Raw genomic sequence first — 14,471 nt, 5'->3', positions numbered from 1 at the left:
CCATGTCTTTGCTGCCTGCCTGCGATGATTTTCTGGACCAGGTACCATTAGATACCCCCACCACGGCCACTTTCCTCGCCACTGAGGTAGAGATGAACGCTGGCCTCACCGGCGTGTACAGTTCCATCAGGTGGGAGAGTGCCACCGTTCCGTTCCAGGTATTCTTTGACCACTGGACTGATATTGGGATAGAGCGTAACCAAGGCAATGCCGCCGGAGTGTTTGATGTGAACAACGGTTCGGTTTCCAGCCTTTGGAACTTCGCCTACACGTCCATACAGCGGGCCAACAACCTGCTTGCCGGCATGGAAGCAGGCAAGGGCAATGTGGCGGAAGCTACCTACAACAGAATTCAGGCCGAGGCCCGGGTGCTGAGAGCGTTCGCTTACTACCACCTGGTGTTCATGTACGGTGACGTGCCTTTGATCACCCAACCGCTGCAGCCCGAGGAGTTCTATACCCAAACCCGCACGCCCAAGGCTGAAGTAGTGAGTTTCCTCTACAAAGAACTGGACGAAGCAGCCGCAGCCCTGGACTGGACCGCCAAGGAAAGAGGCCGGCTCAACAAAGCCGTAGCCTATGGTTTAAAAGCCAGAATTGCGCTTTACAACAAAGACTACGAGACGGCTGCCGCCAGTGCCCAGTTGGTGATGGCAAATGCCGGGCTTGATCTGAACCCTAGATTCCAGGACCTGTTTACCCGCGCGGGGCAGAATGCAAACGTGAACAAAGAGATCATGTTTGAGCTCCTGTACTCAGATGCTTACACCAATTCTATTACCTATGTGCCACTTGGCCACGGCTCCAGAAGCTTGGGCGGGCAGTCGGGACGTTTCCCAACCCAGCGGTTGGTAGATATGTTTGAAGGCAAAGACGGCAAACGCATAGACGAGTCTCAGGTGTATAACCCAACTGCTCCGCGCCTCAACCGCGACCAGCGCTTAAAATACACCGTGGTGATGCACGGAGACACCATCACAGAGAACAAGCAGACTGCCGTCTACAACATTTACAGTGACAACACCAAATTCTTTGAGAACGGCAACTGGGTGTCCAGAACCAACGGTGACTTCACTAATGCGTTTGGACCGGTGAAAAACGGGGTGGGCTATCTGTGGGCCAAGTACAGCTTCTCAGATGAAACGCTCTTCACCTCCAAAGTAAGCTGGATTTTTATGCGCTACGCTGAGATTCTGCTCACCTACGCCGAGGCTAAAATTGAACTGGGCCAGATCGATAATACGGTGATTGACGCGCTCAATAAAGTACGTGCCAGAGCCGGTCAGCCGAATGTGGATGGCTCCATTGCGGGCAACCAACGGGAGTTGCAGGAACTGGTGCGCCGGGAGCGTACCGTGGAACTGGCTCTGGAAGGCTTCCGCTGGTTTGACATCCGCCGCTGGCAGATCGCTGAGCTGGTGATGCCGGGTGCCGTGTACGGTGCCGCGCTGAACCCCGCCAACGTGCCGGCCACGCCAAACTTTAAACTCTCTGACAAGCACGACCTGAACAGCATTCCGGACTATACGGCTTCTGCGGCCCTGCGCTTCAAGCGGGACAACCGCCTCTTTGAGGCCAAGCATTACCTGTTGCCTATTCCGCAGCGTGAGCGTGACCTGAGCAAAACCCTTAGCCAGAACGACGGCTGGAACTAATCTGGTTTCCCGTTTAGGGGCTGTTTTTCCAAAAAGAGCCCCTAAACGGGAAATACCACTGAAGCGCTATGGCGGCGCTTTTCTGTAAAATTCTGTTTTAACATTCGCTTACATGAAGAAGATCTTTTTACCGGTGATTGGGGCTGCTTTGATGGCTTCCCTGAGCATGTGCTCTAAACCGCAGGCTGCCTCTACCGCCGCCCCCTCGGCGCAAGCCAATACCAATCCCATGGGCAACACCAAAGGCCGCAACCTGCTGTACTTTGACGCTACCGCCAACTTTAAGCGGTTCTCTTACCAGGATTCCGTGAAGTACTATCTGGCTAAGTCAAAAGATGCGGGCGTGACCGATGTGATTGTGGACGTGAAGCCTATCTCCGGGGAGGTGCTGTACCCCAGCCAGATTGCACCCGTGATGAACGAGTGGGCGGGCTTTACCAAAACTGAGAAATTTGATCTGCTCACTGCTTTCATTGAAGAGGCGCACAAACTGGGCATGACCGTTCATGCCTCCACCAATATTTTCGTGGCGGGCCACAACCACTTCAGCCGCGGACCGGTGTTCACAGACCCGGCCAAGAAAAACTGGCAGTCATTGAATTACACTGCTGAGGGCATGAAACTTATTAGTACCCTCAAGCACAAGTACTCGGCTATGGTGAACCCGGCTTTGCCTGAGGTGCAGAAATACGAGCTTTCCATCCTGAAGGAACTGGTGAGCAAATACCCCAAGCTGGACGGGGTGGTGCTGGACCGCGTGCGCTATGACGGCATTGAGGCCGATTTCTCTGACGCTTCCAGAAAGCTATTTGAGAAATACATCGGCAAAGCCGTAGCCAACTTCCCGGCAGACATTTACACCTACTCCAAAGACGCCAAGACCAAAGACGGCAAGCCCGAACGCGTTCCTGGCCCGCTGTACAAGCAGTGGATTGAGTGGCGCGCCAAGGTCATCCATGATTTTATCTACGAGGCCCGTGCAGAGCTCAAGAAAATTAACCCCAAACTCATCTTCGGGGATTACACCGGCTCCTGGTACCCTACATATTATGAAGTGGGCGTGAACTGGGCCAGCAAGGAGTATGACCCGTCGCAGACCTACAGCTGGGCCACGCCAAACTACAAGAACTTCGGCTACGCCGAGGCGCTGGACCTGTACACCACCGGCAGCTACTACTTTGAGGTAGCCAAGTCTGAAGCCAAGAACATTGACGTGAACACTGTGAACCGCACCGAGGCGGGCCAGGGCAAAGGCAAAGAAGACTGGTACACCGTGGAAGGCTCCGCCGAAATGGCCATGAAGATCACCAAAGGCAAAGTGCCGGTGTACGCCGGTGTGTACGTGGACCAATACATTGGCCACCCGGAGCAATTTGTGAAAGCCCTGAAAATGTGCCGCGCCAAGTCTGATGGGGCCATGGTCTTTGACATTGTGCACGTGATCAATGAAGGCTGGTGGGCTGAGCTGAAACGCGGCCTGACCGAATAAACAAACCAAAAGCTTGAAGCTGCGTTTAGGGGCCGTTTTTGAAAAAAGAGCCCCTAAACGCAAAGCGATTTATCGCATTCCTCGCATTGATTGTCATTCCTGCCACGAAGCTGCTGGTCAACAGCGGGCGCTCTCCACACATGGCGCCATTGTTAGCCAGGGCCGGGCAGGGTGACAATTAGAGGGAATTCAGAAACAGAATAGTAGCCTACCAGACCCAAGCCCCACGCCTTAAACACTGTTCGCTATGGCTCTACTTGCCACTCCAACCCTTAAAACAAAATCATTTGCTGAAGCTCCCGCTGCTGTGGGGAAGCCTGCGGCTGCACGGGCGTTGGGCATAGATGCGCTGCGGGGTTTGGCTATTATTGGCATGGTGTTCTCCGGGGTATTCCCGCATGAGGCCCCGTGGCCGGGCTGGATGTTCCATGCGCAGGTGGGGCCGCCCAATTTCACTTATACCCCAGAGGTGCCCGGCATTACGTGGGTAGACCTGGTGTTCCCGTTTTTCCTGTTCTCCATGGGGGCGGCGTTTCCGCTGGCCATGGGTAAGAAACTGGAGCAGGGGCAATGGTCTGAGGTGCTGCTGAACGTGCTCAAACGCGGGGCGCTGCTGCTGTTCTTTGCTCTGGTAATCCGGCACTTGAGCTGGTTCGGGCTGCAAGGGCCGGGCTGGGTGAACCAACTGACCTCGCTGCTCACCTTCGGGTGTTTTTTCCTGGTGTTCATGCGGTTCCCAAAGTTGGGCAGCGGCCAAGCAACAGGATTGAAAATAGCGGGTTTTGCCCTAATTGCGGCACTGCTGGGCGCGCACCTGATGTTCACCGACTTCACCTTTGACAAAAGCCGCAACGACATCATCATTGTGGTGCTGGCCAACATGGCGGTGTTCGGGTCCATCATCTGGATCTTGACCAGAAACAACCTGCTGCTGCGCATGGGCGCGCTGGCGTTTTTTGCCGCCATTAGGCTCACGCATGACCTGGAAGGCAGCTGGACCAGCGCGATCTGGGACTTTCACCCGTCAGTGAAGTGGATGTACCAGTTCATGTTCCTGAAATACCTCTGCATTGTGCTGCCGGGCTCGGTGCTGGGTGATCTGCTGGTGAAGTACCGTAGCACAGAGCCTTCCGCCGGAGCTGGTGTTTCTAAAGGCTTGCTGAGCTTGGTTTGCTTCGCTTTTATAATAGTAAATCTATACGGCCTCTATACCCGGCAGATTGGGTTAACGCTGGCACTGGACGCGCTCTTAAGTGGGGCGGGGCTGTGGCTTTTGCGCAAACCGGCCACGGTGCAGGAGCAACTGTTCCAGAAACTCTTCGGCTGGGGCGTGTTCTTCCTGTTTTTAGGCCTTGCATTTGAACCGTATGAGGGCGGCATCAAGAAAGACCCGTCTTCTTACAGCTTCTGGTTTCTAACAAGCGGCCTGGCCTTTTTTGCCTACATTCTCTGTGAATTGCTTTCCCAGAAACTTTCCCAGAACCTGCTCTGGAAATCCATCATCCAGTCGGGCCAGAACCCCATGGTGGCGTACGTGGCCGCTGGGTTTCTGGTGTCTCCGCTGCTGGCGCTCACGCACCTTTCTGAGGGGCTAGATTCCCTGCGCGAGGCCAATGTGTATCTGGGCGTGGTCAAGACCTTCGTGATTACCGGTGCCGTGGTGGCCGTGACGGCCTTTACCACCCGCAAAGGCTGGTTCTGGCGCACCTAGCTTCCTTGAAAATTGACAAACCAACAAACAAACCGCCCAATAAATAGAATAGAATGAATTTAAGTGTATTAGATATTGCCATCATCTTTGCCTACATCGTGGGTATCTTGGGCATAGGGTTTTACATCTCCAAGCAAGCCTCTAAAGACATGCAAAGCTACTTTCTGGGCGGCAACACCATGAAGTGGTACTACCTGGGGCTGAGCAACGCGTCGGGTATGTTTGACGTGTCCGGCACCATGTGGACCGTGATGATCTTGTTTGTCTACGGCCTCAAAAGCGCTTGGATTCCTTGGCTCTGGCCAGTCTGGAACCAGGTGTTCGTGTTTGTGTTCCTGGCTATCTGGATGCGCCGCTCCAAAGTAATGACGGGCGCGCAGTGGATTACCTTCCGCTTCGGTGATGGTAAGGGTGCCAAGCTTTCGCACATCATCATTGTGGCTTTTGCTGTGATCAGCGTACTCGGGTTTATCGCTTACTTTTTTGAAGGGATAGGCAAACTGTGCACCACCATTCTGCCCTGGGACATGAGCTTCTACCTGGGCGATTGGTTTGTGTCTTCGGAGCGTTCTTACGCACTCATTATCTGCGCTATTACCACCCTTTACACCGTGAAAGGTGGGATGTACAGCGTGGTGGCCACTGAGATTCTACAGTTCATTATTATGACCATCTCGTGCTTTGTGATTGGGTACGTAGCCTACACCTCAGTGAGCGCGGAGCAAATCAATGCGGCCATCCCAGCGGGCTGGAAAGACCTGACGTTTGGCTGGAACCTGAACCTGGACTGGAGCAATACACCCTTCCCGGCGGTGAACCAGAAACTGGAAACCGACGGGTTTGACCTCTTCGGGCTGCTGTTCATGATGATGCTGTTCAAGGGAATCTTCGCGTCTATTGCTGGTCCGGTGCCGTCTTATGATATGCAGCGCGTGCTCTCGGCGCGTACGCCTTCAGAGGCCGCCAAGATGAGCTTTACTACCATCTGGGTCATGTACATTCCGCGCTATTTGATGGTGGCCGGGTTTGCGGTGCTGGCGCTGGTATACCTGGTGCCCGAACTCAACAGCATGGGCGCCAACATGGACTTTGAAAAAATTCTGCCATTCGCCATCAATAAGTTTGTACCGGACGGCTTCAGGGGCTTGCTGCTGGCCGGTCTGTTGGCGGCGTTCATGGGTACGTTCTCGGCCTTCGTAAACTCGGCCCCGGCCTACATTGTGAATGACATTTACCGCAAATACATCAATGACAAGGCCTCTGATAAGAAATACGTGCGCCTGAGCATCATCTCGTCTATTGTACTGGTGATGGTGGGCATTGTGTTCGGGTTCAACGCGGGTTCTCTGAATAAACTTACGCTTTGGATTACCTCGGCGCTGTACGGCGGTTACGTGGCGGCTAACCTGCTCAAGTGGGTGTGGTGGCGCTTCACCGGCTACGGCTACTTCTACGGCATGCTGTTCGGGTTGATTGCGTCTACCATCAAGCTGTTCGTGTTCCCGGAGATTGTGGATATCTACGTGTTCCCGGTCATTTTGCTGTTCTCTCTGATTGGCTGTCTGGTGGGCACTTATATGTCGCCGCTGCCTAACCGCGAGGCTGTGAAGAACTACTACAAAGAAACCCGTCCGTGGGGTTTCTGGGGACCTATCAAGCGCGAAGTGATGGCTGAAGACCCCACGTTTGTGCCCAACAAAGACGGCGGCCGCGATGCCCTCAACATTGTGGTGGGCATTGTGTGGCAGATGTCACAGGTACTCATTCCTATTTACTTCATGATTAGAGAGAATTACTACGCCGCCGCCTGGACCGTGGTGCTGGTGATCACGAGCGTGATCCTGAAGAAGAACTGGTGGGACAAACTCAAGGAAGCAGATCAGGTTCCGGTAGCGCCGCTGCCCACCCAGGAGAAAATGGTAAAAGTTGGCTAGCCCTATGATTAAATCCATCATGATGGGCCTGCTGCTGGCGGCTTTCCTGGATCCCGGTACTGCCGTGGCGCAGGAAGCCGCCCGCATAGACAGCAGCTACGCCAACTCCCATTACCGCATGCGTCTGGATTTTTTCCGGCAAATGCCGAACAGGAAGAAGGAGATTGTCTTTATGGGCAACTCTATCACGGAGGCGGGCGAGTGGCAGGAGTTGGTGCCGGGCAAAAACGTGGTGAACCGCGGCATCAGCGGAGACGTGACCTGGGGCGTGCTGGCCCGTTTGGACGAAGTGCTTGAATCTAAACCTGCCAAAGTTTTCCTGCTCATTGGCGTGAACGACCTCAAGCGCGGCCTGGACCCGGCAATAATAGCCAACAACCACCGCCGCATCTTGCAGCGCATCAAAGCAGAATCGCCCAAAACCAAGGTGTACCTGCAAAGTGTGCTGCCCGTGAACGAAGGCCTGTTGAGCAGCGCCTACCAACACGTGACGTTGGCGCGAATTTCTGCACTGAATCAGGAACTGAAGTCGCTGGCACAACAGCAGGGCGTCCCGTTCCTAAACCTGCACCCGGCCTTGGCCGATGTCCAGGGACAACTGGACAAAGAACTCACCACCGATGGCATTCACCTCAAGTTAGTGGCCTACATCAAGTGGGTAAATCAACTGAAACAGGCCAAAGTCCTGTAACGCCGTTTAGGGGCCGTTTTTCCAAAAACGGCCCCTAAACGGAATTTGAGTTTTTATCCTCCAACCCGAACATTAGAGACCACAAAGTCTTTAGTAGCCGGGGCGGAGGTTCAAAGGAAAAGACGTTTAGCGCCTGTTTTTGGAAAAAGAGCCGCTAAACGGAAAAGAAAAGAAGATGAGAAAAAACGCTTTGCGGTTTCCGGGTTTGCGGTGGTTAGTGGTGGTTACGCTTTGTACGCTGTTGCCCTTAGGTGCCTTTGCCCAAACCGCCAAGATTGACAGCAACTACGTGAACTCCCACTATGAGCTGCGCATGAAGGAATTTAGTGCGCAGCCCATTCCTAAAAACGCGGTGGTGTTTCTGGGCAACAGCATCACGGCGCGGGGCAAGTGGGCGGAGCTGCTGCCCGGCGTGCCGGTGGCCAACCGCGGCATTGGCGGCGACATCACGCACGGGGTCCTGGCAAGGCTGGATGCCATTTTAGCGGCCAAACCCAAGAAGATTTTCCTGCTCATAGGCATCAATGATTTGTCACGCCGTATTCCGGAGTCCATCATTTTGCAGAACTATGAGCGGCTGGTGCGGCGCGTGAAACAGCAGTCGCCTAAGACCAAGCTGTACGTGCAGAGCGTGCTGCCGCTGCTGGATGACATGCTGAAACCTGATTACCTCAAGAACCTGAATCCAGCGGTGACAAGCCTGAACACGCAGCTCCAGGCCTTCGCCAAAAAGCACAAACTCACTTACATCAATCTGCACCCAGTCTTCGCAGATGCCAGCGGCCAGCTCAAGAAAGAGTACTCACTGGATGGCATCCACGTCACAGACGCGGCCTACCCGGTGTGGGTGCAATATCTGAAAGAGAAGAAATACCTGTAACCATACCCCTGAAAACAAGGAAAGCTGCGCCTGGCAGTTACCCCACTTTGAATAAACACGCATGAAGATTACCGGAACCTTTATAGACGAAATCTCCCACGACATCCCGCACCAGAACTGGGGCCGCGAAGAGTGGGACCGCGATTTCGGGTACATGAAAGCCGTGGGCATTGACACGGTCATCATGATCAGGAGCGGCTACCGCCGATTCATCACCTATCCGTCACAATACCTGCAGCAGAACTTCAGGTGCTATGAGCCGCCGGTAGACCTGGTGCAGATGTATCTGGAGCTGGCCGAGAAACACGGGCTCAAGTTTTACTTCGGGCTGTATGACAGCGGCCATTACTGGGACACCGGTAATCTGCAGTCTGAGATTGACGCCAACCGCTACGTCATTGACGAAGTCTGGAAACAGTATGGCCATTTCAAGAGCTTCGGGGGCTGGTACCTGAGCATGGAAATCAGCCGCAAGACCAAAGGCGCCACCGAGGCTTTCCGGACGCTGGGTCAGCAGTGCAAAGACGTGAGCGGCGGGCTGCCCACGTTCATCTCGCCCTGGATAGACGGCAAGAAAGCCGTGATGGCGGCTACCTCGCAACTCTCCAAAGAAGACGCAGTCTCGCTGCGCCAGCACGAGGAGGAGTGGAGCGAGATTTTCTCGGGCCTGCACGGCTCCGTAGACGCGGTGGCGTTCCAAGACGGGCACATTGACTACCATGAGCTGGAAGACTTCTTCGCCATTAATAAAAAAATGGCCGACCGTTTTGGTCTCCAGTGCTGGACCAACGCCGAGAGCTTTGACCGCGACATGCCCATCAAGTTCCTGCCCATCAAGTTTGAGAAGCTGCGCCTCAAGCTGGAGGCCGCCCGCAAGGCCGGGTATGACAAAGCCATCACGTTTGAGTTTTCACATTTCATGAGTCCGCAGAGCGCCTATTTGCAGGCGGGCCACCTTTACAACAGATACAAAGAGTACTTACAGAGTTTACGATAATCAAAAATTTTATGAACCACTATTCTAAGCTGTACAAGCAGGAGTTACTGGAGAATGTGATTCCCTTCTGGATGAAGCATTCTAAGGATGAGAAGCACGGCGGATTTTTTACCTGCTTAGACCAATTCGGAAACGTATTTGATACAGATAAATTCATCTGGCTGCAGGGCCGCGAAACCTGGATGTTCTCCATGCTCTATGACAAAGTGGAGCAGCGCCCTGAGTGGCTGGACATGGCCGTGCACGGTGCCGAGTTCCTCAAGAAGCATGGTCGTGATGCCGAGGGTAACTTCTATTTCTCCCTGAACCAACAGGGCCAGCCGCTGGTACAGCCGTACAATATCTTCTCAGACTGTTTCTCGGCCATGGGCTTTGGCGGAGCTTACAAAATCACGGGCAACGAAGAGTACGCAGACATTGCCAAGAAAACGTTCCAGAACATCCTCAACCGCCGCCAGAACCCCAAAGGCAAATACAGCAAGGCGTACCCCGGTACCCGGGACCTGCGTAACTTCTCGCTGCCCATGATTTTGAGCAACCTGTCGCTGGAGATAGAGCACCTGCTGGACAAAAGCCTCATTGATAACCTTATGCACGAGATCATCCATGAAGTGATGGAGGTGTTCTACCATAAGGAAAGCGGCCTTATTTTGGAGAACGTGTCGCCAGACGGTTCGTTCGCCGATTGTTTTGAGGGCCGTGTCATCAACCCCGGGCACATCATTGAAGCCATGTGGTTCATCATGGACCTGGCCGTGCGTTTGGGCGACAAAGCTTTGGTGAACCGCACCATTGAGATTGCCCTCAACGCCCTGGACTACGGCTGGGACAAGGAGTTTGGCGGCTTGCTGTACTTCAAAGACATCAAAGGCTACCCGCCGCAGCAGCTGGAGTGGGACCAGAAACTTTGGTGGCCGCACGTAGAGGCCCTGGTGTGCATGGCCAAAGCCTACGCCGCCACCGGCGATGAGCGTTGCCAGAAATGGTTTGATAAACTGCATGACTACACCTGGAACAATTTCAGAGATGAGCAGTACGGCGAGTGGTTCGGCTACCTGAACCGCCGCAATGAAGTATTGTTGCCGCTTAAAGGCGGTAAGTGGAAGGGCTGTTTCCATATTCCGCGCGGCCTGTACCAGGTGTACAAAACGCTGGAGAACGTGTCTGTGGGGCAGCCGGAAGTAAACACGCTTGTCAAGTAATTTTCAAGCAATGGTCAAGGGACCGCTACAGCGGTTGGCCTGCCATTGTTTCTGTACGGACGCTTTTCTCAGTAGGTAGGCGTTTGCCAAGTCTAAATTCCAAAGCAAGTCTGCCGGTGCCGGCATTCTGTCTTCACCCCCAGTTGGGAAGATTGGTCAACGGCAGTAGAAGTTAGTTGCGTTTAGAGGCTGTTTTTCCAAAAATAGCCTCTAAACGCCTTTCCCGCAGTTTTATATGACTGAACCTGATTTTCTGGCGTTATCTCTAAAAACATACCTATGATCTCATTTTTTGTGTCTGTTGTGGCGCTTATTGTAGGCTACTTTGTTTACTCTAAAGTAGTGGAGCGCATCTTTGGGGTAGACCCTAATCGGCCTACGCCGGCAATCACCATGGAAGATGGCGTAGATTATGTGCCCATGCCGCGCTGGAAAATCTTCCTCATTCAGTTCCTGAACATAGCCGGGTTGGGGCCCATCTTCGGGGCGGTGGCCGGGGCCATGTGGGGGCCGTCTGCTTTCCTCTGGATTGTGCTGGGCTCCATCTTCGCCGGAGGTGTGCATGATTATTTCTCCGGAATGCTGTCTCTGCGGCACGGCGGGGAGAGCATCACCGAGACCACCGGCCGATACCTGGGCAATGGCATGAAACAGTTCATGCGCGTGTTCACTATCATTCTCATGATCATGCTGGGCGCGGTGTTCATCATGGGGCCCGCCAAAATCCTGAATGACATCTCGGGCAACGCCGGGGGCGGCGTAACCATGTGGGTCTGGATTATCTTCATCTATTATTTTCTTTCCACCATTCTGCCTATTGACAAGCTCATTGGCAAGATGTACCCGCTGTTTGGGGTGGCCATGCTGTTTATGGCGGTGGGCATCTCCCTGGTCATGTTCAAAGACGGCCTGCACGTGCCTGAGGTAACCTGGGACAGTCTGTACAACCAACACACCAGCCCCGACAAGTTTCCGCTGTTCCCCATGCTGTTTGTGACGGTGGCCTGCGGAGCTATCTCGGGGTTCCATGCGTCACAATCACCCATGATGGCGCGGTGCATGACCAATGAGAAACAGGGCCGCAGTATTTTCTACGGGGCCATGATCACTGAGGGCGTGGTAGCCTTGATTTGGGCGGCCATCAGTATGAGTTTCTTTGGCGGCGTACGTGAATTGAACGAGGTCATGACCCAGCAGAACGGAAACGCGGCCTGGGTGGTGAGCCAAATCTCCAACTCCCTGCTGGGTAAAGTAGGGGGTATTCTGGCCTTATTAGGGGTGGTGGCTGCGCCGATAACCTCCGGCGACACCGCCTTTAGAAGTGCCCGCCTCATTGTGGCAGATTTCCTGAAGTCTGACCAGGGGCCGTTCAAAAACCGAATCTTCATCAGCTTACCCCTTTTTGCCGCCGGTTACGCCCTTACCCTCATTGATTTTGGGGTGGTGTGGCGTTACTTCGCCTGGACAAACCAGTCTCTGGCCACGGTGGTGCTGTGGGTAGTGACGGCGTACCTCATCAGGGAGAAGAAACAGTACTGGATTTCACTGGTGCCGGCGGTGTTCATGACGGCGGTGGCTACGTCCTATATTTTGGTGGCCCCCGAAGGATTCCAGCTGCCAGTGGAGATTTCTTATGCGGTGGGAATTGGTGCGGCGGTGGTGCTGCTAGGGTTCACTTTGCTGCACGTGTCCCGCGTGAAGAACAGTCCACCCACCGTGGAACTGGTGAAATAGCCCCAGTATGACAGGGAGGACAATGTCTGTTTAGCGGCTCTTTTTAGAAAAACGGCCCCTAAACAGACACTTCCTCTCGGCTGAATCTTCCATGGAGTGGCTTGCCGTTTAGCGGCTCCTTTTCTGAAAACAGGCTCGAAACGCATTTTCTATACCTCTGGAGGAAGGAGTTTGCTTCTTCTCAGCTATCTCTTTGCCCAATGATATCCTTTTGCCGCATGTCTAGAATTGGCTTTCTGCTTCTGTTGGTACTGGTCAGCTCCTCTGTTTTCGCCCAAAAAGCCAAGCCCGCCCCCGCCTTGGCCCTGATTCCGGAGCCGGTGCAGGTAGCGCAGACCAAGGGCACGTTTGAACTCACCGCCAAAACCGTTATTGTACTACCGAAGGGGCACGAGGCCCATCTTGGGGTGGCGCAGCTCCTGTCACAGCGTTTGCAGGTGCCCACCGGTTTTGCGCTGCCCGTGAAAGTGGGTGCCCGAAAGAAAAATAGTATTCAGTTCCAGCTGTTCCCGCAGCCGCAGCCAGAATTGGGCTCCGAAGGCTACACGCTGGAAGTAACGCCGCAGGCTATCCTGCTTCAGGCCAACGCCCCGGCCGGGTGGTTCTACGGTATTCAGACACTGCTGCAACTGTTGCCGCCCGCGGTAGAGAGTAAGCAGACGGTAGCTGGCGTGCGCTGGGAGATTGCCGGGGTGAAGATCAAAGATTACCCCCGGTTGGCCTGGCGCGGGCTCATGGTAGACGTGAGCCGCCATTTCTTTCCCAAGGAGGTGATGAAGGCCTACATAGACCAGATGGCCAAATACAAGCTCAACACGTTCCACTGGCACTTAACCGACAACCAGGGCTGGCGCGTGGAAATCAAAAGCCTGCCCAAACTGACCCAGGTAGGTGCCTGGCGCGTGCCCCGCACCGGCTACTGGAAAGGTTTTCAGGCGCCGCAACCCGGTGAGGCGGCCACCGACGGCGGCTTTTACTCCCAGGAAGACATCAAAGAGATTATCCGCTATGCGGAAGAACGTTTTGTGACCATTGTGCCTGAGGTAGACGTACCCGGCCACAGCCTCGCCTTGATCGCGTCTTATCCCAACCTGTCCTGCACCCAGACGCCGCAACAGGTGCTGGCCGGCGATCCCTGGAACCCCCAGCGTACCAACGTGCTGTGCGTAGGCAATGATTCTACCTTCACGGAGCTGGAGAAAGTCTTCTCTGAGCTGGCCCAGCTGTTCCCCGGCGAGTACCTGCACATGGGCGGCGATGAGGTGACCCGTTCTTACTGGGACAAATGCGCCAAGTGCCAGCAACGCATCAAAACCGAAGGTCTCAAAAACTCTGAGGAGCTGCAGACTTATTTCCTGAAACGGCTGGCCCGCATCATCCAAAGCAAAGGCAAGAAACCCATGGGCTGGTACGAGAAACTGGAGGGCCGTTTGGCCCCCAACATGGCGGTCATGAGCTGGAAAGACATGAAAGGCGGTATTGCCGCCTCGCAACAGGGGCATAAAGTAGTCATGACGCCCGCCTTCAACACCTATCTGGATTTTTACCAGGGAGACCCTTACCTGGAGAACGGCCCCTTCACCGTTACCCGCCTCAATGCCACCTACAACTGGAACCCTGTTCCCCTGGAAGCCAATGCCGCCAATATTCTGGGCGGGCAGGGGAGCCTCTGGACCGAACAGGTAGCCCACGAGCGGAAGCTGCAATCTATGACCTGGCCCCGCGCCCTTTCCCTAGCCGAAGTCTTCTGGACGCCCCAACCCAAACGCCAGTGGGAGAACTTCATTCCGCGCCTGGAGGCCCATTTGCCGCGGCTGGACGCAGCGGAGGTGAACTACGCTACCCATTTCTATGAGCCCATTGTCTGGGGGGTGAAAGACAGTTCAGGTGCTCTCCAAGTGGTGCTTTCCTCAGAGATCAGAGACATAGAAATGTACTACACCTTTGATGATTCCAACCCAGACAAGTTCTACCCTAAATACCAAGGCCAACCGCTGGACATCCCCAAGGGGGCGCATCACATCAGGGTGGTGAGTTACCGCCACGGCCAACGGGTGGGCCGCGAGATTAACTTGCCGCTGTCTGAGGTGGAGAAACGGGTAAGGAAGTAACTATTATGTTGCCTGTTTTGGGCCTGTTTTCAGAAAAAGAGCCGCTAAACGGAAAGGGATTTCTGCC

The 14,471-nt window shown here is 54.4% G+C and carries 10 protein-coding genes; all 10 read left to right on the top strand.

The genetic code is table 11. The annotated features are described in order from the left end of the window. Positions 1–2: 2 nt before the first annotated feature. The 10 genes from EFA69_RS10415 (at position 3) to EFA69_RS10370 (ending at position 14,404) form a co-directional block, all read left to right on the top strand. Positions 3–1,655: a RagB/SusD family nutrient uptake outer membrane protein gene (locus EFA69_RS10415; RefSeq protein WP_221175709.1), complete on the top strand. Its 1,653-nt coding sequence runs from the start codon at positions 3–5 to the stop codon at positions 1,653–1,655. Positions 1,656–1,767: 112 nt separating this feature from the next. Beyond that, positions 1,768–3,144, top strand: coding sequence for an alpha amylase family protein (locus EFA69_RS10410; protein ID WP_123133014.1), 1,377 nt, complete (start codon positions 1,768–1,770; stop codon positions 3,142–3,144). A 247-nt stretch (positions 3,145–3,391) separates the two neighbouring features. Further along, complete coding sequence (locus tag EFA69_RS10405) at positions 3,392–4,855, top strand: DUF5009 domain-containing protein (RefSeq protein WP_123133013.1); 1,464 nt, start codon at positions 3,392–3,394, stop codon at positions 4,853–4,855. Positions 4,856–4,908: 53 nt separating this feature from the next. Further along, on the top strand, positions 4,909–6,789 hold the full coding sequence (locus EFA69_RS10400; RefSeq protein ID WP_123133012.1) for a sodium:solute symporter family protein: 1,881 nt from the start codon (positions 4,909–4,911) through the stop codon (positions 6,787–6,789). 4 nt (positions 6,790–6,793) lie between these two features. Further along, positions 6,794–7,480 carry a GDSL-type esterase/lipase family protein gene (locus EFA69_RS10395; protein ID WP_123133011.1) on the top strand — a complete coding sequence of 229 codons (687 nt, stop codon included), beginning with the start codon at positions 6,794–6,796 and terminating at the stop codon, positions 7,478–7,480. Between the two features lie 175 nt (positions 7,481–7,655). Further along, positions 7,656–8,360 (top strand): GDSL-type esterase/lipase family protein, encoded by a 705-nt coding sequence (locus tag EFA69_RS10390; RefSeq protein ID WP_123133455.1) that lies wholly within the window; start codon positions 7,656–7,658, stop codon positions 8,358–8,360. A 61-nt stretch (positions 8,361–8,421) separates the two neighbouring features. Continuing rightward, complete coding sequence (locus EFA69_RS10385) at positions 8,422–9,357, top strand: DUF4434 domain-containing protein (protein ID WP_123133010.1); 936 nt, start codon at positions 8,422–8,424, stop codon at positions 9,355–9,357. An 11-nt stretch (positions 9,358–9,368) separates the two neighbouring features. Next, entirely contained in the window at positions 9,369–10,559 is a 1,191-nt protein-coding gene (locus EFA69_RS10380; protein ID WP_123133009.1) for an AGE family epimerase/isomerase, read from the top strand. A 279-nt stretch (positions 10,560–10,838) separates the two neighbouring features. After that, positions 10,839–12,293 carry a carbon starvation CstA family protein gene (locus EFA69_RS10375; RefSeq protein ID WP_123133008.1) on the top strand — a complete coding sequence of 485 codons (1,455 nt, stop codon included), beginning with the start codon at positions 10,839–10,841 and terminating at the stop codon, positions 12,291–12,293. Between the two features lie 218 nt (positions 12,294–12,511). Continuing rightward, entirely contained in the window at positions 12,512–14,404 is a 1,893-nt protein-coding gene (locus EFA69_RS10370) for a beta-N-acetylhexosaminidase (RefSeq protein ID WP_123133454.1), read from the top strand. Positions 14,405–14,471 lie beyond the last annotated feature (67 nt).

This window comes from Rufibacter immobilis, from assembly GCF_003721565.1.
Lineage (GTDB): Bacteria > Bacteroidota > Bacteroidia > Cytophagales > Hymenobacteraceae > Nibribacter > Nibribacter immobilis.
This window is presented reverse-complemented; position numbering and strand designations above follow the sequence as displayed.